Source organism: Caulobacter sp. GW821-FHT12F03 (genome assembly GCF_058806855.1).
In genome coordinates this window covers 321,406-339,721 of sequence record NZ_JBXAQC010000002.1, presented here as the reverse complement: position 1 = coordinate 339,721, position 18,316 = coordinate 321,406, and the positions used below count along the sequence as shown (strand labels likewise).

23 protein-coding genes are annotated in these 18,316 nt (G+C 70.4%); 11 read left to right on the top strand and 12 right to left on the bottom strand.

From position 1 onward, the window contains the following. Window positions 1–4: 4 nt before the first annotated feature. Window positions 5–889: a methylated-DNA--[protein]-cysteine S-methyltransferase gene (locus tag AC1RN0_RS07130; RefSeq protein ID WP_492786739.1), complete on the bottom strand. Its 885-nt coding sequence runs from the start codon at window positions 887–889 to the stop codon at window positions 5–7. A 139-nt stretch (window positions 890–1,028) separates the two neighbouring features. Here AC1RN0_RS07130 and nth point away from each other — a divergent pair, with 139 nt between their 5' ends. Then, window positions 1,029–1,703 (top strand): endonuclease III, encoded by a 675-nt coding sequence (gene nth / locus AC1RN0_RS07125; RefSeq protein ID WP_492787002.1) that lies wholly within the window; start codon window positions 1,029–1,031, stop codon window positions 1,701–1,703. A 40-nt stretch (window positions 1,704–1,743) separates the two neighbouring features. Here nth and AC1RN0_RS07120 read toward each other — a convergent pair whose 3' ends face one another. After that, window positions 1,744–2,595, bottom strand: a complete 852-nt coding sequence (locus tag AC1RN0_RS07120) for an ATP-grasp domain-containing protein (protein WP_492786738.1) — start codon at window positions 2,593–2,595, stop codon at window positions 1,744–1,746. A gap of 31 nt (window positions 2,596–2,626) precedes the next feature. Beyond that, window positions 2,627–2,914 carry a DUF1330 domain-containing protein gene (locus AC1RN0_RS07115; RefSeq protein WP_492786737.1) on the bottom strand — a complete coding sequence of 96 codons (288 nt, stop codon included), beginning with the start codon at window positions 2,912–2,914 and terminating at the stop codon, window positions 2,627–2,629. 149 nt (window positions 2,915–3,063) lie between these two features. Here AC1RN0_RS07115 and AC1RN0_RS07110 point away from each other — a divergent pair, with 149 nt between their 5' ends. Genes AC1RN0_RS07110 through hisE form a run of 6 tightly spaced genes read left to right on the top strand, consistent with a single transcriptional unit; the run spans window position 3,064 to window position 7,130 of the window. Further along, window positions 3,064–4,056: an adenosine kinase gene (locus AC1RN0_RS07110; protein WP_492786736.1), complete on the top strand. Its 993-nt coding sequence runs from the start codon at window positions 3,064–3,066 to the stop codon at window positions 4,054–4,056. Next, on the top strand, window positions 4,056–4,646 hold the full coding sequence (gene hisB / locus AC1RN0_RS07105; RefSeq protein WP_492786735.1) for an imidazoleglycerol-phosphate dehydratase HisB: 591 nt from the start codon (window positions 4,056–4,058) through the stop codon (window positions 4,644–4,646). Before AC1RN0_RS07110 ends, hisB begins: the two co-directional genes overlap by 1 nt. Before the next feature lie 9 nt (window positions 4,647–4,655). Then, complete coding sequence (gene hisH / locus AC1RN0_RS07100; RefSeq protein WP_492786734.1) at window positions 4,656–5,300, top strand: imidazole glycerol phosphate synthase subunit HisH; 645 nt, start codon at window positions 4,656–4,658, stop codon at window positions 5,298–5,300. After that, on the top strand, window positions 5,297–6,019 hold the full coding sequence (gene hisA, locus AC1RN0_RS07095; protein WP_492786733.1) for a 1-(5-phosphoribosyl)-5-[(5-phosphoribosylamino)methylideneamino]imidazole-4-carboxamide isomerase: 723 nt from the start codon (window positions 5,297–5,299) through the stop codon (window positions 6,017–6,019). The genes hisH and hisA overlap by 4 nt, the downstream gene beginning before the upstream one ends. Then, window positions 6,019–6,795, top strand: a complete 777-nt coding sequence (gene hisF, locus AC1RN0_RS07090; protein WP_492786732.1) for an imidazole glycerol phosphate synthase subunit HisF — start codon at window positions 6,019–6,021, stop codon at window positions 6,793–6,795. Before hisA ends, hisF begins: the two co-directional genes overlap by 1 nt. Continuing rightward, window positions 6,792–7,130, top strand: coding sequence for a phosphoribosyl-ATP diphosphatase (gene hisE / locus AC1RN0_RS07085; protein WP_492786731.1), 339 nt, complete (start codon window positions 6,792–6,794; stop codon window positions 7,128–7,130). The genes hisF and hisE overlap by 4 nt, the downstream gene beginning before the upstream one ends. Here hisE and AC1RN0_RS07080 read toward each other — a convergent pair. From AC1RN0_RS07080 to timA, 4 genes are all read right to left on the bottom strand, one after another. Beyond that, window positions 7,110–8,618 (bottom strand): FAD-dependent oxidoreductase, encoded by a 1,509-nt coding sequence (locus tag AC1RN0_RS07080; RefSeq protein ID WP_492786730.1) that lies wholly within the window; start codon window positions 8,616–8,618, stop codon window positions 7,110–7,112. The genes hisE and AC1RN0_RS07080 overlap by 21 nt on opposite strands. Before the next feature lie 70 nt (window positions 8,619–8,688). Beyond that, window positions 8,689–9,195: a Smr/MutS family protein gene (locus tag AC1RN0_RS07075; protein WP_492786729.1), complete on the bottom strand. Its 507-nt coding sequence runs from the start codon at window positions 9,193–9,195 to the stop codon at window positions 8,689–8,691. A 4-nt stretch (window positions 9,196–9,199) separates the two neighbouring features. Further along, entirely contained in the window at window positions 9,200–10,360 is a 1,161-nt protein-coding gene (mltA, locus tag AC1RN0_RS07070; protein ID WP_492786728.1) for a murein transglycosylase A, read from the bottom strand. Then, on the bottom strand, window positions 10,360–10,971 hold the full coding sequence (gene timA, locus AC1RN0_RS07065; RefSeq protein WP_492786727.1) for a TIM44-related membrane protein TimA: 612 nt from the start codon (window positions 10,969–10,971) through the stop codon (window positions 10,360–10,362). Before timA ends, mltA begins: the two co-directional genes overlap by 1 nt. Before the next feature lie 174 nt (window positions 10,972–11,145). Here timA and secB point away from each other — a divergent pair, with 174 nt between their 5' ends. Beyond that, window positions 11,146–11,643: a protein-export chaperone SecB gene (secB, locus tag AC1RN0_RS07060; RefSeq protein WP_492786726.1), complete on the top strand. Its 498-nt coding sequence runs from the start codon at window positions 11,146–11,148 to the stop codon at window positions 11,641–11,643. Between the two features lie 12 nt (window positions 11,644–11,655). Here secB and dnaQ read toward each other — a convergent pair whose 3' ends face one another. From dnaQ to AC1RN0_RS07035, 5 genes are read right to left on the bottom strand one after another with little or no spacing between them, the layout of a single operon-like run. Continuing rightward, window positions 11,656–12,357 carry a DNA polymerase III subunit epsilon gene (dnaQ, locus tag AC1RN0_RS07055; protein ID WP_492786725.1) on the bottom strand — a complete coding sequence of 234 codons (702 nt, stop codon included), beginning with the start codon at window positions 12,355–12,357 and terminating at the stop codon, window positions 11,656–11,658. A gap of 7 nt (window positions 12,358–12,364) precedes the next feature. After that, window positions 12,365–12,985 carry a dephospho-CoA kinase gene (gene coaE / locus AC1RN0_RS07050; RefSeq protein ID WP_492786724.1) on the bottom strand — a complete coding sequence of 207 codons (621 nt, stop codon included), beginning with the start codon at window positions 12,983–12,985 and terminating at the stop codon, window positions 12,365–12,367. Then, window positions 12,982–13,830, bottom strand: a complete 849-nt coding sequence (gene aroE / locus AC1RN0_RS07045; RefSeq protein WP_492786723.1) for a shikimate dehydrogenase — start codon at window positions 13,828–13,830, stop codon at window positions 12,982–12,984. Before aroE ends, coaE begins: the two co-directional genes overlap by 4 nt. Then, window positions 13,827–14,423 (bottom strand): Maf family protein, encoded by a 597-nt coding sequence (locus AC1RN0_RS07040; protein WP_492786722.1) that lies wholly within the window; start codon window positions 14,421–14,423, stop codon window positions 13,827–13,829. The genes aroE and AC1RN0_RS07040 overlap by 4 nt, the downstream gene beginning before the upstream one ends. Continuing rightward, window positions 14,420–15,280, bottom strand: coding sequence for a pyruvate, water dikinase regulatory protein (locus tag AC1RN0_RS07035; protein WP_492786721.1), 861 nt, complete (start codon window positions 15,278–15,280; stop codon window positions 14,420–14,422). The genes AC1RN0_RS07040 and AC1RN0_RS07035 overlap by 4 nt, the downstream gene beginning before the upstream one ends. Window positions 15,281–15,780: 500 nt before the next feature. Between AC1RN0_RS07035 and hemE the strand changes: the two genes are divergently transcribed. From hemE to hemJ, 3 genes are read left to right on the top strand one after another with little or no spacing between them, the layout of a single operon-like run. Next, window positions 15,781–16,809, top strand: coding sequence for a uroporphyrinogen decarboxylase (gene hemE / locus AC1RN0_RS07030; RefSeq protein ID WP_492786720.1), 1,029 nt, complete (start codon window positions 15,781–15,783; stop codon window positions 16,807–16,809). Next, window positions 16,806–17,840: a ferrochelatase gene (gene hemH / locus AC1RN0_RS07025; protein WP_492786719.1), complete on the top strand. Its 1,035-nt coding sequence runs from the start codon at window positions 16,806–16,808 to the stop codon at window positions 17,838–17,840. The genes hemE and hemH overlap by 4 nt, the downstream gene beginning before the upstream one ends. Beyond that, window positions 17,837–18,286 carry a protoporphyrinogen oxidase HemJ gene (gene hemJ / locus AC1RN0_RS07020; RefSeq protein WP_492786718.1) on the top strand — a complete coding sequence of 150 codons (450 nt, stop codon included), beginning with the start codon at window positions 17,837–17,839 and terminating at the stop codon, window positions 18,284–18,286. Before hemH ends, hemJ begins: the two co-directional genes overlap by 4 nt. Window positions 18,287–18,316 lie beyond the last annotated feature (30 nt).

Below are 18,316 nucleotides of genomic sequence, written 5' to 3'. Positions count from 1 at the left end.
AACCTCACCCCGCCTTCGCCACCGCCTCCATGCCCAGCATGGCCGCCTTGCGGCCGAGGCCCCAGTGATAGCCGGTCAGGCGGCCGTCGCGGGCGATGACCCGGTGGCAGGGGATCAGCAGGCTGACCGGGTTGGCCCCGATGGCCGCGCCGGTGGCCTGGAAGGCCTTCGGCTTGCCGGCCCAGCGGGCGACGTCGCCGTAGGTGGCCGTGGCCCCGACCGGGATGCGCAGCAGCGCCTTCCAGACCTGGATGTGGAACGGCGAGCCGATCAGCACCACGGGCAGCGGGCCGTCGCCCTCGCCGAACGCCCGCACGGCCATGTCCCTGGCGGTGTCGTCATCGCGCACCCAGTCGGCGGCCGGGAAGCGGCGGTGCATGTCGGCGAATGCGGCCTCCTCGCCGTCCGCGTCGACGAAGCCGAGGCCGGCCAGGCCGCGCGGGGCGACCGCGAACAGGCCCCGGCCGAACGGCGTCGGCGCCAGACCCCAGCGCAGGGTCAGGCCCTCTCCGCGACGGCGGGCCTCGCCGGGCGTCACCGCTTCCTGGGCGATGAACAGGTCATGCAGCCGCGAAGGCCCGGACAGGCCGGTATCGAGCGCCGCGTCGAGCACGCTGGCGCCCTCCTCCAGCAGGGTGCGCGCCTCGGCGTGGGCGATCGAGGCGACAAAGGCCTTCGGGCTGACGCCCGCCCAGCGGGTGAACACCCGCTGGAAGTGGAACGGCGACAGGCCGACCGTGTCGGCGGCCTCGTCCAGCGACGGGTGGTCCCGCCAGTGGTCGGCCAGCCAGGCCAGGGCGCGGGCCATGCGATCGTAGTCGCGGGCGCGTTCCTCGAGTTGCACGATGACGCCGGAGGCCGGCGCCGGGGCGGAGCGGGTGGGGGTCATGTCGTAAGCCATGGACCGAAGGTAGGCGCGGCGAAACGCGAAATCCGCCCGGTTCTTGCGGCGCCGGAACGATTTCGCCGCCAGCATAGCCTGACCGTCCGCCTTGGCGAACCGGGCGGCGCGCGCCATCTTCGCGGCGATGAAAAAGCCCGCGCCGAAGAAACGTCTGTCGCCGAAGGAGAAGATCCGCGTCCAGGCGCTGTTCGACCGTTTCCAGACCCTGTCGGATGATCCGCGCACCGAGCTGGCGTTCCAGGACCCGTTCACCCTGGTGGTCGCCGTCGCCCTGTCGGCCCAGGCCACCGACGTGCAGGTCAACAAGGCGACGGCGAAGCTGTTTCCGGTCGCCAGCACGCCCGAGCAGATGCTGGCCCTCGGCGAGGCGGGGCTGATCCCCTACGTCAACTCCATCGGCCTGTTCCGCAACAAGGCGAAGAACGTCATCGCCCTGTCGCGGATCATCCTCGAACAGCACGGCGGCAGGACGCCTCTGAACCGCGCCGATCTGGAGGCCCTGCCCGGCGTCGGCCGCAAGACCGCCAGCGTGGTGCTCAACGAGCTGGGCATCGAGCCGGCGATCGCCGTCGACACCCATGTGTTCCGCGTCGCCCACCGGCTGAAGCTGTCGGCCGGCAAGACCCCGGACAAGGTCGAGGCCGACCTGATGGCCATCGTGCCGCCGCCCTACCTGACCCGCGCCCACCACTGGCTGATCCTGCACGGCCGCTACACCTGCCTGGCGCGCAAGCCGAAGTGCGCGGGCTGCCAGGTGCGCGACCTGTGCCCGTCGGCGGAGCTGTTCGTCGGGGGATGAGACCGGGTTCCTCCCCTCCCCGCCTTGCGGGGAGGAATGCCTATCCGATCGCCCGCTTCACCGCCGCGGCGAACACCGCGCCCGCTTTCGGCGCATGCTCCAGGAACAGGTCGGGCTCGATGGCTTCCAGCTCCATCAGTCGCAGGGTCCCGTCCGGATGGCGGATCAGGTCGATGCGGCAGTAGGTCAGCGGACCCGGCGCGGCGGCCAGCACCTTCGCGGCGACCTCCAGCGCGCCCGGCGGCGGGGTGATCGGGCCGATGGTCGAGCCGAACTGCGGCTGGACCCTGAAGTCGCCCTCCCTGGCCACCTTGCCGATGGCGTGGCTGAACACGCCGTCGAAGTGCAGCAGGGAGATCTCGCCCTCGCCGGACACGGACGGCAGGAAGGGCTGGATCATCGCCGCGCCGCTCGGGCCGCCGACCAGCGCCTCGCCGGGCTCCAGTTTCACCGTTTCATGCGAGCCGCCGGACACCTGGGGCTTCACCACCAGCGTTCCGGCCCCCAGTTCGGCGCGGGCCGTTTCGATCACCGCATCGTCGACGCGCCCGGCGAACACCGTCGGCACCACCGGCACGCCGGCGGCCTCGAGGTCGGCCAGGTAGGTCTTGGTCGTGTTCCAGCGCAGGACGGCGGCCGGGTTGATGGCCTTCACGCCCTTCGCTTCCAGAGCCGCCAGCATCGCCAGCCAGTCGGCGGCATCCTGGTGGTAGCCCCAGGCCAGCAGCGGCAGGACGGCGTCCGCCTCCGCCTCGGCCGCCTTCGGCCATTCCATCGACACGACCTCCAGCCCCGCGCCCGACAGGGCGGCGGTCAGGCGGTCGAACGCCGGACCCCAGATGCGGACATAGGGGTTGTGGGCGGCGGGGGTGAGCAGGGCGATGCGGGCCATGCATCGCCCCTATGTCACCACCGCGCCGGCGTCAAAGGCCCTGGACGAGCACCACGCGGTATTCCGAGCCCTTGAAGCGGTGCGCGCGCGCAGCGGTGTAGGCCGGACTGTCGTACCAGGCCCTGGCCTCTTCCATCGTCGGGAAGGACACCACCACCACGCCCTCGACGGCCGGGCCTTCCAGCACCTCGTGCGGACCATAGACCACGTGCGGCGTCACGGCGTGACCGGCCATGCTGGGGCCGGCCAGCCCGGAATAGGTCGCCAGCTCGGCGGCGTCGGTGGTCTTGTCGCGGATGAAGATCATGTAGGCAGCCATGGCGTCCCGTCCCTTGTGAGTTGAGGCGCCGAGCGTCGCCGGGCTCTCCCGGGGGAAGTCGACCACCTTTTGCGCGGGCGCGCGTTTGCCCCGCCGGGCCTTGTCCTGTAACCAGCGCGGACCCTTCAGCCACGCCAGAACCGTCCGCCATGACCGAGCTCTACGACGTCGCCGCCATCGGCAACGCCATCGTCGACGTGATCGCCCCCTGCGACGACGCCTTCCTGGCGGCCCAGGGCCTGGTGAAGAACTCGATGCAGCTGATCGACGAGGGCCAGGCCGAAGCGCTCTACGGCCACATGGCGCCGGGCATCGAGACCTCGGGCGGCTCGGCCGGCAACACGGTGGCCGGCGTGGCCAGCCTCGGCGGCAGGGCGGCCTTTCTCGGCAAGGTCGCCGACGACCAGCTGGGCGAGGTCTACGAGCACGACATGCACGCCATCGGCGTGGCGTTCGACTCCCGGCCGCTGGTCGGCGGCCCGCGCACGGCCCGCAGCCTGATCAATGTCACCGCCGACGGCCATCGCACCATGTGCACCTTCCTCGGCGCCTCGACCGAGCTGGGTCCGGAGGACATCGACCCGCCGATGGTCGAAAACGCGAAGATCATCTTCCTTGAGGGCTACCTGTTCGATCCGCCCGAGGCCCGCCGCGCCTTCGCCAAGGCCGCCGGCCTGTCGCGCGCCGCCGGACGGCTGATGGCCATCACCCTGTCGGATTCCTTCGTCGTCGAGCGTCACCGCGACGTGCTGCTCGGCTTCATCGAGACCGAATGCGACATCGTCCTGGCCAACGAAGCCGAGGTGAAGTCGATGTTCCAGACCGACGACTTCGAGGCGGCGGCCCAGGCCCTCGCCGGCCGCGCCGGCATCTGCGCCATCACCCGGGGCGAAACCGGCTCGGTGGTGTACGCGGGCGGGGCGGCGCACGTCATTCCGGCCTATTCGGTGGAAAAAGTCGTGGACACGACCGGCGCCGGCGACCAATACGCGGCGGGGTTTTTGCTGGGCGTGGCCCGCGGACGGTCGTTCGACGTCTGTGGCCGGCTCGGCGCCCTGGCCGCGGCCGAGGTGATCGGCCACTACGGCCCCAGACCCCAGACCTCGCTCGAGGCCCTGGCGAAGGCGGAAGGACTGCTCTGATGGCCCGCACGGCCGAAGTTGTTCGCGAGACGAAGGAGACGCAGATCCGCGTCTGGATCGATCTCGACGGGACGGGGGAAGCCACGGTTTCCACCGGCATCGGCTTCTTTGACCACATGCTGGACAGCTTCGCGCGCCACGGCGGCTTCGACCTGAAGGTCGAGACCCGGGGCGACCTGCACATCGACATGCACCACACCGTCGAGGACACCGGCATCGTGCTCGGCCAGGCGGTGAACAAGGCGCTGGACGGCTTCAAGGGCATCCGCCGCTTCGGCTCGGCCTACATCCCGATGGACGAGACCCTGACGCGCTGCGCGCTGGATCTCTCCAACCGCGCCTATCTGATCTGGAAGGTGGCGTTCAAGACGCCGCTGGTCGGGTCGATGGACACCGAGCTGTTCAAGGAATTCCACCACGCCTTCGCGATGAACGCGGGCGCCTGCGTGCATCTGGAAACCCTCTACGGCGACAACAGCCACCATATCGCCGAAAGCGGCTTCAAGGCCCTGGCCCGCGCGCTGCGGACGGCGGTCGAGCTGGATCCAAAGACCCACGGACGCGCGCCGTCCACCAAGGGCACGCTGTAGGAAATCTCCATGCAGAGCGTCGCCCTGATCGACTACGGGTCGGGCAACCTTCGCTCGGCCGAAAAGGCGCTCCGCCGCGCGGCGGAGACGCATGACCTGTCGGTCGACATCGTCGTCACCGCCGATCCGGCCGTCGTCGCCGGGGCCGACCGTCTGGTGCTGCCCGGCGTCGGCGCCTTCGCCGCCTGCATGGGCGCGCTGACGGCGCTGGACGGCATGGTCGAGGCCATGGGCGAAGCCGCTCTCACGCGGGGCGCGCCGTTCCTCGGCATCTGCGTCGGCATGCAGCTGCTGGCCGACCGGGGCCTCGAGTTCGGCGAGACGAGGGGCCTGGGCTGGATCGCCGGCGACGTCGCGCGGCTGCATCCGGCCGATCCGGCCGCCAAGATCCCGCACATGGGCTGGAACGCGCTGGAGGCGGTCGCCGACCATCCGCTGCTGGCCGGTCTGGGCGAGGGCGCGGAGATGTACTTCACACACAGCTTCGCCTTCACCCCGGCCGATCCGTCCCATGTGATCGCCAGTGTCGACCACGGCGGCCGCTTCGCCGCGGCGGTCGCGCGGAACAACATCATGGGGGTGCAGTTTCACCCCGAGAAATCCCAGTCCCAGGGCCTGAGGCTGCTGGCGAATTTCCTGGAGACGTCCGCGTGATCCTTTATCCGGCCATCGATCTGAAGGACGGGCGCTGCGTGCGTCTGCTGCATGGGGACCTGAACAAGGAGACCGTGTTCAACAACTCGCCCGCCGACCAGGCCGCGCTGTTCCAGAAGCAGGGCTTTTCGTGGCTGCACGTGGTCGACCTGAACGGCGCGGTCGAGGGCCGGCCGGTCAACGGCGAGGCCGTGGCCAGCATCCTGGGCGCCGTGTCGATCCCGGTGCAGCTGGGCGGCGGCGTGCGGACCCTGGCCTCGATCGAGGGCTGGATCGAGGGCGGCGTCAGCCGCGTGATCCTCGGCACGGTCGCGGTCAAGGACCCGGCGCTGGTCAAGGCCGCGGCGAAAGCCTGGCCAGAACAGATCGCCGTGGCCATCGACGCGCGCGACGGCATGGTCGCCACCGAGGGCTGGGTCGGCGGGTCGGACCTCGGCGTCATCGAACTGGCCAAACGCTTCGAGGACGCGGGGGTCGCGGCCCTGATCGTCACCGACATCGGCCGCGACGGGGCCATGACCGGGGTCAACATCGACCAGGTCGGTGAGGTCGCCGACGCCGTGGCCATACCGGTGATCGCCTCGGGCGGCATCGCTTCGGTGCGCGACATCGAACTGCTCAAGGCCCGCAAGGGCGCGGCCATCGCCGGGGCGGTGCTCGGCCGGTCGCTGTACGAGGGCGCGGTCGATCCGCAGGCCGCGCTGAAGATCGCCGGCTGATGCTCAAGGTCCGCGTCATTCCCTGTCTCGACGTCAAGGACGGCCGCGTGGTGAAGGGCGTCAACTTCGTCGCCCTGCGCGACGCCGGCGACCCGGTCGAACAGGCGGCTGCCTATGACGCGGCCGGGGCGGACGAGCTGATGTTCCTCGACATCACCGCCAGCCATGAGGGCCGGGGCGCGATCCTCGATGTCATCGCCCGCACGGCCGACGTCTGTTTCATGCCGGTCTCGGTCGGCGGCGGCGTACGCACGGTCGAGGACGCCCGGCGGCTGCTGCGCGCCGGGGCCGACAAGGTCTCGATCAACACCGCCGCCGTCGAGGATCCCGACGTCATCGCGCGCATGGCCGACGCCTTCGGCTCGCAGTGCGTGGTCGTGGCCGTCGACGCCAAGGCGCGCGGTGACGGCGGCTGGAACATCTTCACCTACGGCGGCCGCAACGACACCGGCATCGACGCGGTCGAGTACGCGGCCCGGGCGGTGGAGAAGGGCGCGGGCGAGATCCTGCTGACCTCGATGGACCGCGACGGGGCCAAGACCGGCTACGACCTGCCGATGCTGCGGGCCATCACCGGCGCGGTCAGCGTCCCGGTCATCGCCAGCGGCGGCGCGGGCAACACCGACCATCTGATCGACGCGGTGAAGCTGGGCGGGGCCGACGCGGTGCTGGCCGCCTCGATCTTCCACTTCGGCGAGGTTTCGATCCCGCAGGCCAAGCGCGCCATGGCCGCCGCCGGCATTCCCGTGCGCGGCGTTTCGAAGGTCCTCGTATGAGCCGCCTGTCCGACGTCATCGCCCGGCTGGAAGCGGTGATCGAAAGCCGCAAGGGCGGCGATCCGACGAAATCCTGGACCGCGAAGCTGCTGGCCGACCCGGTTCTGGCCGGAAAGAAGCTGATCGAGGAAGCCGGCGAGGCCGTTGAGGCGGCGGAGTCCGGCGACCGCGATCACCTGGCCGCCGAGGTCGCCGACGTGATCTATCACCTGCTGGCGCTGCTTGCCGCGGCGGGGACCTCGCCGGACTCCGTGGCGGCGAAGCTGGAGGCCCGCGAAGGCACCTCCGGCATCGCCGAAAAGGCGTCGCGCGGCTCAGGCGGGGAGCAGGCCTAGCCGCTCGGCGTCCGCCGTCGCGGGCAGATCCAGCGCCGCGAACAGTTCCGCCCGGTTCGGTCCGAGCCGGGGCGGATAATATTGCTGCTTCAGGGCCTTCGGCTTCACCCAGGTCCCCAGAACGCTGGCGAGGGTCTCGGGCCGCTTGAGCCAGGCCGTCGAGGGCTCGAGCATGTGGAAGCCGCGCATGAAGGCCCGCAGCAGGGCCGGGTCGGAGCGGATCGCCGGGGCGATGGCGTCCTCGGCGAAGCTCTTCATCAGCCTGGCCTTGAGCCGGGGGCGGTAGGCGGGGTCGAGGGTGTTGCGGGCGCGACGGATGGCCTGGCGGTCCTGGTCGCGCATGGCCCGGAAATAGGGCCGGATGTCCCGGTCGATGGCGGCCTGATAGGCGAGGCCGCGCGCCGCGGGGTCCGTCTCCGACGCCAGCACATCCTTCAGAAGGTATGCCGCGATCGCCGCGAACGAGCAGCCCCGGCCGTAGAGCGGATTGGTCCGGGCCAGGCCGTCGCCGACGAAGAACAGGTTCAGCGCGATCGGCTTGCCGTCCCTGACCGTGGAGCGCCAGCGGCTCTTGAGATCCCCCATGCCGTAGACCTTGCCGACCGGTTCGGCGCGGTCCGGGGCGATCCACGGGGCGACGCCGGGCAGCAGCCGGCAGATGTGATCGAACACGTCCGGCCGCATCACCGCCACGCGCAGGGTTTCCTCGATCTCGGGCACCGACAGGGTGATCGAGAAGCAGCCGTTGTCGGCCGGGAACACGCCATACTTGAGGAAGCCCATGTCGCCGGCGCCGGGCACGGGGCCGCGTTCGGGCGCGCCCTGGCCGGGCAGGAACCGGTAGTGGCGCGTGAAATAGAGGATGCCGGCGTCCTCGCTCTCCTCGTCCCAGGTCACGCCCTGTTCGGCCAGCCAGTCGAAGCCCTGGTCGGTGCGGCCGGCGCCGTCGACGACGATGTCGGCCCGTTCCTCCCGCTCGGCATCGCCGTCCTTCACGCGCAGGCCTTCGCAGACGAACCGCCCCTCCGCGTCTACCGCGCCGAGCAGGCCGGTGACGTTGACGTTGCTGTGCAGGGTGACGCCCGGCATCTGTTCGACATAGCGGCGGATGACCAGTTCCAGCGTCGTGCGGCGGCTGGTGATGACGGTCAGGATCTCGTCGCCCGGCTCCGGACGGTAGCGATCCCGGCTGGCGGCGGGCAGGCCGTCGGCGAACTTCATCTCCTGGCAGCCGGCGGCGCGCAGGTCGTCGAGCAGGGCTGTATGGTGCTCCACGACGAGGTTGCGCAGACGGGCGAGGAAGGCGTGGCTGTGGCGCAGATGGCCGACGCCGCGCCGGTTCCAGTCGGAGAAGGCCTCGTCCGCGCCGCCTGTCGGGGCCGGCGGGTCACGTTCGAGAATGTCGATCCGCCGCCCGGTCCCGCCGAGGGCGAGGGCCGTGAACAGCCCGGCCATGCCGGCGCCGATCACCAGAACGCGTTCAGTCATGGGGTCGTCCTTGATCGTCTTCGGCCGGACTATGCCCAGTGCCGGCCGGCGCGGCCAGTCTGACGCTGGGTCAGGTCTTCGGCCGCCGCTTGAGCGCGACATAGAGGGCGCCCTCGCCGCCGTGGCGACGGTGCGCCTGGGACACGCCGGCGACGAGGTCGCGCAGCGGCGGGGCAGACAGCCATTCGGGCGTGGACCGGCGCAGCACGCCGTCGCCCTGGGTTCCCTTGCCGGTGATCACCAGCACCTCGCGACACCCTTCGTCCCAGACGCGGCGGATGTAGCCTTCCAGCGTCGCGCGCGCGCGGTCGTAGGTCATGCCGTGCAGGTCGATGCGGGCTTCCAGCGGCTCGTGGCCGCGGACAATGCGCTTGTGCCGGCCGGGTTCGATCGCCTCGGGCCGCCGGACGGGGCGGACCTTCTGGGCGGCGACCTTGACCGGCAGCGGCAGATGGGCCGGCGCGGCCTCGACGGGCGGCGGCTTGACGGTCGGCGCCAGCCGTCCCGGCAGGGGTCGCACCGTGGCGGTCACGTGACCCCAGAGGTGCGCCTCGTCCGGTTTGAGCTTGCGCGACATGGCCCTACGCGCCCGGCGGCGGGAGCGGCACGAGCCGGTACATCTTCAGCACATGGCGCACGCGGCCCGCTTCCGCGCCGGCGGCGTCGCCCCGGCCCATGTAGAGGTCGGCCCGCACCTCGCCCTTGATCGCCCCGCCCGTATCGAGCGCCACGACCAGCCGGCGGTAGACCGGGAAGGCGCCGCTGAGGGCAGGGGCGCTGGCGTCGATCCAGAACAGCTCGCCCATGTCATGGCGGCTGGTGTCGACGGCGATCGACCGGCCGGCGGGCAGGGAGACGCCGGCGGCCCCGGCGGGGTCGCGGTCGTCGTCCTCGACCAGGCTGAAGAACACATAGCGCGGGTTCAGGCGCATGATCGCGTCGGCCTCGCGGCCCCGATGGCCGGCCAGCCAGCCGCGGATCGCGTCGCCGGAGGTGTCGGAGTCCTTGAGCAGGCCCTGCTCGCGCATCGGCCGGGCGATGCCGGTGAAGGGCCGGCCGTTGTGGGCGGCGAAGGCCGCGCGCCTGCGCGACCCGTCCGGATAGACCAGCACGCCGGACCCCTGGATCTGCAGGAAGAACAGGTCCTCCGGCCGCATCCAGGCGATCGGCTTGCCGAGGTCCTCGGTCTCGATGGTCTCCCGGTCGGGATAGGCGGTCAGCCGGCCGTCCTTCATCCGGTTGACCAGCTTCTGGCCCGGCGTCGCGGTCGGGTCGATGTCGGCGAGGTCGGTGATCACCAGGTCATCGGGTCGCGCCCGGACCGGGGCGCTGAACTCCGCCGTGGGCCGGGCGCTGGCCTGGTAGACCGGCGAGAAATAGGCCGTCAGCAGGCCGCTGTCCGGCAGGGCTTCGGGCCGGAAGTTGGCTTCGAGGAAGCGGCGGGCCTCGACCTCGTCGCTCTTGCCCAGGGCCCTTGCGCGCTTGCACACGGCGGCGGCGGCCGGATCCCGGGCCACGCCGCAGGTCGCGCGCCAGGCGTTGAGCGCGGCCAGGTGGTCCTCGGCGTCCCAGCCGGGCAGGCCGGCGAAGGCGACCGACGGCGGCAGCGGCGGCGTGACGGGCGTCTCGACCGGCGGGACCACAGGCGGCAGGGTCGGCGTGACAATCGGCCCGCCGCCCTTCGGCGTCGCGCAGGCCGTCAGGGCCAGCGCCAGCAGAACGCCGGTGACTGGAAGTCGCATTACGCCTCCGCGGCGTCCACGTGAACAAGCGTCCAGTTGGGGTCGCGGCTGTTAAGATTACGTTCGAACGTCCACAGCTCGGCCGTGCGGCGATCGTCGACCGCCTCGCCTTCCGGACCCTTGGTGCGCGAGCGGAACTCGGCGAGGAAACGGACCACGGCGCGGGCCGTGCCGTCCTCGAGGTCGATCCGGTCCAGATCGGCGCGCGGCGGCTGCAGGAACTCGACCTTCTCGGTCCGGCCTTCGGCCTCGCGCGCGGCGATGGCCGCCTCGAAGCTCTCGGCCACGGCCGGCGACAGCAGGTTCTTCAGCGTCGCGTGGTCGCCGGCGGCGAAGGCGATGACGATCATCTCGTAGGCCTGCTTCGCCCCGGCGAGGAAGGACGACACCTCGAACGAGGGGTCGCGCGCCTTGACGGCGGCCAGACCCGACAGGTCGGCTCCGACCATGCCCGGCCCTTCGGCGGTCGCGCCGGGATCGGCCTCGGCGACGGGAACCGTGGCGGGCAGGTCTTCCGGCTGGCGGCCGATGCGGCGTCCGAGCACGGCGTAGAGCTGGTACAGCACCACGGCGGCGAAGACGGCGAAGATCAGGAGTTCGAAATATCTCACTGGGGAACCGGTGGTGCTGACGTCATGAAGGGGCAATATAGGCGAGCGCGACGCCCGCGTAAGGGGCCCGGCGTTGCGCGGGCTGGGGCTGCGTGATAGCAGCGCGCCTTCATCATGTCCCGCCCGCTGACACGGGGCGCCCGTCCGATTGACGTCCAGGAACACGATCTCCTCATGAGCGACACGTCCACGACCCCCGCCGACACCGGCGGCGACATCTCCCAGCCCGGCTTCCGCATCCTCGCCCAGTTCGTCCGCGACCTGTCGTTCGAGAACCCGCTGGCGCCGGAATCCCTGCGCTCGGACGGTCAGGGCCTGCAGCCCCAGATCGACATTGGCGTGGAAATGGCGGCCCGCGGCCGGCCGGACGGCCTGTTCGAGGTCGACCTCAAGCTGTCGGCCCAGGCCAAGCGCGGCGAGAACATCGCCTTCGTGGTCGAGCTGCTCTACGGCGGCCTGTTCCAGATCACCGGCATCCCGGAAGCCGAGCTGGAAGGCGTGCTGATGATCGAGTGCCCGCGCTACCTGTTCCCGTTCGCCCGTCGCCTGATCTCGGACGTCACGGCCGAGGGCGGCTTCCCGCCGTTCCAGCTGGACCCGATCGACTTTGCCGGCGTCTACGCCGCGCGCAAGGCCAACGGCGAAACGAGCGGCTTCGTCGGTAACGCCTGATCCCGCGTCCGGTCAGAGACCGAACGCGATCCAGACCGCCTTGTCCTTGAGAGTCCCGCGCACGAAGGCCTCGTGCGCGGCCCTTTCGGCTTCGGTCGAACGGAGCGCCAGCGGCCGCGGGCGTTCGCCATAGGCCACCGCGATCAGCGACGGGCCGACATTGTTGGCCGCGGGCGCGGCGACCAGGTCGAGCGCCCGCTCCTTGCCGCCCTGCAGCTCCAGGTACACCGCCGCCAGCAGTTCGGCGTCGATCAGGGCCCCGTGCTTGTCGCGCGCGGCCAGCGAGATCTTCATCCGCTTACAGAGCGCGTCCAGGGAGTTGTACATCCCCGGGAACTTCTTCTTGGCCAGCACCAGGGTGTCGATCCACTGGTCCTCGCGCGTCGGCGCGAGCCCGCAGCGGGTCAGCTCGGCGTTGACGAAGCCGCGGTCGAACGGGGCGTTGTGGGCGACGATCGGATCACCGCCGACAAATTCCAGGAAGCGATCGACGATCTCGGGGAAGCGCGGCTTGCCGTGCAGCGAGGCCAGGCTGATGCCGTGCACGCGCTCGGCGTCCGGGTCGATGTCGCGGTCGGGATGGACGTATTCGTGGAACGACTTGCCGGTCGGCATGTAGTCCACGACCTCGACGCAGGCGATCTCGATCAGCCGGTGACCGGTGCGGGGATCGAGGCCCGTGGTCTCGGTATCGAGGACAATGTGGCGCGCCATGGCCTCTTCATTGACCCGGTTCGGAGAGCGCGTCCAGCGGTCCGGCGCGCAGTCGCGTCAGCACGTCGCGCACCTGCCGGCGGGCGTCATCGAGACCCTTGCTGGTGTCGATGACGAAGTGGGCGCGGGCCCGTTTTTCGGCGTCGGCCATCTGTCGGGCGAGGATCGCGTCGAGCTTGGCCTCGTCCATGCCGGGGCGGGCCAGCACCCGCTGGCGCTGCAGATCGGCGGGGGCCGAGACCACCACGACGGCGTCCATGCGCGTCTCGCCGCCGGTCTCGAACAGCAGCGGAATGTCGAGGACCACGATGTCGGCGCCGGCGGCCACGGCCTTCTGGAAGAAGCCGATCCGGCTCTCGCCGACCAGCGGATGGACGATGGCCTCGAGGCGCTTCAGCTCGTCCGGCTTGCCGACCACGCGCTGGCTCAGCAGGGTCCGGTCGACCGCGCCGTCGACAACCACGCCGGGGAAGGCCGCTTCCAGCGGAGCGACGGCCGCGCCGCCCCTGGCATAGAGCGCATGGACCTCCGCGTCGGCGTCATAGACGGGCACGCCCTCGGCCGCGAACATCGCCGCGGTGGTCGATTTGCCCATGCCGATGGACCCGGTCAGGCCGACGGTGATCATGCGGATTCTCCAACGGCTTTCAGCGCCAGCGCGCGGACGTCGACGCCCGCCGGCGGCGGCTGGCCGTAAAAGGCCTCGAAACTGGGGACAGCCTGGCGGATCAGCATTTCCAGACCGTCGACGGTGCGCAGACCCCGCGCGGCAGCGCGGCGCAGGAGCTCGGTGCGCAGCGGCTTGTAGACCATGTCGAGGACGACCGCCGCTTCGGGCGCCTTGTCCAGATCGACGTCCGGACCCGGTCCGCCGCCGAGGCCGAGCGAGGTGGCGTTGACGATCAGGTTTGCGCCGTCGAGGGCGTCATCGCCGGCGGCGACCGTCACCTGACCGCCGATGTCGCGGACCAGGGCTTCGGCGCGGTCGACGGTCCGGTTGAGGATCCGCACGACGGGGACGCCGGCCAGGGCCAGGGCCGCCGCCGCGCCGCGCGCCGCGCCGCCCGCGCCGAGGATCACCGCCGGACCGGCCGTGACGTCGAAGCCCGGGGCCTGGACCTGCAGCGCCAGCAGCATGCCGAGGCCATCGGTGTTGTCGGCGTGGATCGTCCCGTCCTCGCGAAACAGCAGCAGGTTGGCCGCGCCGGCGAGGCGCGCCCGGTCGCTGGCCGTGTCCGCCGCGGCCAGGGCCTCTTCCTTGAAGGGTATGGTCACGTTGACACCGCGGATCACCCCGCCGCGCAGGCCGTCGACCAGCGCCCGGAAGCCGTCCGCCGTCGGCGCGAACGGCGCGTAGACGGCGTTCAGTCCCGCCGCCTCGATCCAGGCGTTGTGCAGCACGGGGCTCAGCGAATGGGTGACCGGCCGGCCGATGATGCCCGCGACCATCGCCGCGCCCGTGATCGCGCTCATAGCGGCAGCGCTCCGTAGCGCCGCAGCAGGTCGAGCAAGCCCATCAGCGGCAGGCCGAGGATGGTGAAATAGTCGCCGTTGATGCGCGAGAACAACTGCACCCCGTCATCCTCAAGCCGGTAGCAGCCGACCGAGCCGAGCAGGCTTTCCCCGCCCCGTTCCAGGAAGGCGTCGAGGAATTCGTCCGTAAACGGCCGCATGGTCAGGCGGGCGGCCGGAACCTCGCGCCAGATGACCTCGCCGTCGCGGGCGACAACCACGGCCGAGTGCAGCTTGTGCGTCTTGCCGCGCAGATGCTGCAGCCGGTCGCGGGCCTCGGCCATGGACTCGGCCTTGTCGAACAGCTGGCCGTCAAGATCGAGGGTCTGGTCGGCGCCGATGACCAGGGCGCCGGGCTGCTTGCGCGACACGCGGACGGCCTTCAGCTCGGCCAGGGCGTCGGCGACTTCCCGCGGGCCGTTGCCCTGGGCCAGCAGGCCGGCCTTCATGGCCGCCTCGTCGACGCCGGCGACCGCCACCTCGAAGGTGACGCCGGCGGCGGAAAGGACGGCCGCGCGGGCCTTGCTGCCCGAGGCGAGAACAATGCGGGTCATCCAAGCACCTCGACCTGGCCGCGCCCGCCGGACAGGAGATTGATGATGGCGGCCGCCGTCTCCTCGACCGACCGGCGGGTCACGTCGATCACCGGCCAGCCCATGCGTTCGAACAGCCGCCGCGCGCCGATGATTTCCTCGCGCACGGCGTCCTGGTCGACATAGGTGCTTTCGCGCTGCTCGTTGAGCGACAGCAGGCGGTTGCGGCGGATCTGGATCAGCCGGTCCGGCGAGGCGATCAGGCCAACGATCAGGGTGTTCTTCAACGCCAGCAGCGCCGGCGGGATCGGCGCGCCGGGCACCAGCGGATGGTTGGCCGCCCGCACGCCGCGATGGGCCAGGTAGATGCAGGTCGGGGTCTTGGACGTCCGTGACACCCCGACCAGCACGACGTCGGCCTGTTCCAGGTCCTGGCCGCCCTGGCCGTCGTCATGGCCCATGGCGTAATTGAGGGCTTCCATCCGGTTGAAGTAGTCGGTGTCGAGGGTGTGCTGGGCGCCGACGCGGCTGGAGATCGGCGCGCCGAGATAGCGCGACATCGCCGCGACCACCGGATCGAGCGCGGCGATGCACGGAATGTCATGGCGCCGGCAGCCTTCCTCGAGCGCCGTGCGCAGGGCCGGATCGATGATGGTGTGCAACACGACGCCTGGCGATCCGGCGATTTCCTCCAGCGCCCGCTCCAGCTGCCGCGGTGAGCGGACCAGGGCGTAGATGTGCTCGATCGGCAGGATGTCGGTGAACCGCGCGCACACGGCGCGGGCCATGGCGTTGAGCGTCTCGCCCGTCGAGTCGGACACGAGATGGATATGGAAATAGGTGGCAAGGCGGGCGGTCGCGGTCATCGCCTTCTCCATAGGGCGCCGCGGGCCCGGGAACAAAGCCTGTGGATAGGCCGTTAACGAAGCGTTAACCCATCGGGCGCCGAATGGGCTTCCATACATGCGCCCCCGGACCGGTAGGGCCGGGCTGGGCGCCACGGGGACAGGTAGGGCCGGTTTCGGTATGACCGTCCCCAGGTTACGCCCGCAGGGCCCGCGTCGCCGGTCGATCCCGTCCCCATCCTTGGACAAAGCCGCCTCCAGGCCCAGGTTTGCCCGCCGGCGGGGTTTAACCTTTCATTAACGAATTCCGACCCTTTGGCCGATTGTCCCCGGACTTCACAGGCGGGCCGTCGACATGGGGACAAGCCCGGCGCCGGCTGGTCATACCGGCTGAATCACCGGCGACACGCGCGATTGATCCCCGCGGCGCCCCGGCCCTACTCCCACTACCCCATCCTTTTTAATCTCTTATTAAGGAATGAAAGAGGGACGTGGACTTGCCTCTCGCGGTGCGGGCCCTATCAAGACCAACGATGACCCAATCTCAGATCCCGAGCCTGCTGCGCGTCCTCGATGGTGAGACGCTCGAGCGCCCGCCCGTCTGGTTCATGCGCCAGGCCGGACGTTATCTTCCCGAGTATCGCGCCCTGCGCGCGACGACGCCGGACTTCATCAGCTTCTGTCTGAATCCGGAGAAGGCCGCCGAGGCGACGCTGCAGCCGATGCGCCGGTTCCCGTTCGACGCGGCCATCGTCTTCGCCGACATCCTGCTCCTGCCGCAGGCGCTGGGACAGGAAGTCTGGTTCGAGGCCGGCGAGGGCCCCAAGCTCGGCGCCCTGCCCGATCTGGACCGGCTGGCCGGTGAAATCGAGGCTTCGACCGCGCGTCTGTCCAACGTGGGGGAGACCCTGACGCGGGTGCGCGAAGCGCTGGAGCCTGAGCGGGCGCTGATCGGCTTCGCGGGCGCGCCGTGGACCGTGGCGACCTACATGATCGAAGGCGGCTCCTCGGACCGCAGCAAGGCCCGTACGTTCGCCTACGAGCACCCGGCGGAGATGGATCGGCTGCTCGACATCATCGTCCAGTCGACGGTGCGCTATCTGGCCATGCAGGTCGACGCCGGCGCCCAGGTGCTGAAGCTGTTCGAAAGCTGGGCCGAGGGTCTGCCCGAGGATCTGTTCGAGCGTCTGGTCTGCAAGCCGCACCGGGCGATCCTCGACGGTCTGGCCGGGCTGGACGTGGTCGCGCCGGTGATCGGCTTCCCGCGCGGCGCCGGCAGTCTGGCGCAGCACTATGCCGACACGGTCGGGGTCGACGCCGTGGCGCTCGATACGGCCGCTTCGGCCGCGCTCGGCCGCAGCATCCAGGAGAAGGTGCCGATCCAGGGCGCGCTCGACCCGCTGCTGCTGCGGGCCGGCGGCGCGGCGCTCGACCATCGCGTCGACGAGCTGCTCGAACAGTGGGGCGACGGGCCCTACATCTTCAACCTGGGCCACGGCATCATCCTCGACACGCCGATCGCCCATGTGGAACGCGTGCTCAAGCGGATCACCGAGGGATGAGTCGCAAGGTCGCGGTCGTCCTGTTCAACCTCGGCGGGCCCGACGGTCCGGACGCCGTGCGCCCCTTCCTGTTCAACCTGTTCAATGATCCGGCGATCATCAGCCTGCCGGGCCTCCTGCGTACGCCGCTGGCGGCCCTGATCTCCAGCCGGCGGGAAGAGTCGGCCAAGGCCAACTACGCCATCATGGGCGGCGGCTCGCCGTTGCTGCCCGAGACGCGGAAACAGGCCGTGGCGCTGGAGGCGGCGCTGGCCGCCCGCGCGCCGGACGACGAGATCCGCTGCTTCATCGCCATGCGCTACTGGAAGCCGCTGACCGACGAGACGGCGGCGGAGGTCGCGGCCTGGGGCCCGGACGAGATCGTCCTGCTGCCGCTCTATCCGCAGTTCTCGACGACCACGACCGGCTCATCGGCCCAGGCCTGGGCGAAGGCCTACAAGGGTTCGGGGACGGTCCGCACGGTCTGCTGCTATCCGACGCTCGGCGGGCTGGTCGAGGCGCATGCCCGGTTGATCGCCGAAACCTGGGCCGCCGCCGGCCATACGGGGCCCGCGCGGTTGTTGTTCTCGGCCCATGGCCTGCCGGAAAAGGTGGTCAAGGGCGGCGATCCCTACCAGGCGCAGATCGAGGCGACCTGCGCCGCCGTGGCGGAGAAGCTCGGTCCCGGCTGGGACTGGAAGGTCTGCTTCCAGAGCCGCGTCGGGCCGATGAAGTGGATTGGTCCGTCGACGGATGACGAGATCCGCGCCGCGAGCGCCGAGGGCCTGGCCCTGGTGGTGACGCCGATCGCCTTTGTCTCCGAACATGTCGAGACTTTGGTCGAGCTCGACCACGAGTACGGCGAGATGGCCCGCGAGGCCGGCTGCCCGGCCTATGTCCGCGTGCCGGCGCTGGGCGTCGAGGCCGGGTTCATCGACAGTCTGGCCGACATCGCCCTGCAGTCGCTGGGCCGCACGGGAATCGCTTCAGCCGGGGGCTATGCCTGCGCCGGTTGGTCCAAATGTCCGAGAACGGAAGGCGCCGCCGCATGACCTGGTTCGCGAACCACTACGACCTGCTCCGCGGGCTGCACATCATCGCCGTGATCGCCTGGATGGCGGGGATGCTCTACCTGCCCCGGCTCTACGTCTATCACGCCGGCGCGACAGCGGGTTCGGAGATGGACCTGACGTTCCAGACCATGGAGCTCAAGCTCCTGCGCATCATCATCAATCCGGCGATGATCCTGGCCTTCCTGCTGGGGCTCGGCCTGATGGCGGCGCGGCCGGACGTGCTCGGCCAGCCGTGGATGTGGGTCAAGCTGGCCGGGGTGGTGTTCATGGTCAGCTGGCACGGGTTCCTCGCCGGCGCCCGCAAGACGTTCGCCAACGGGACCAACACCCGGTCGGCGAAATTCTGGCGCATGACCAACGAGCTGCCGTTCTTGGCCGCCATCATCATGGTGCTGGCCGTCACCACCGAATTCATGAGCCGCTGACCCGGTCCTGCATGGAATCCTTGACCCCGG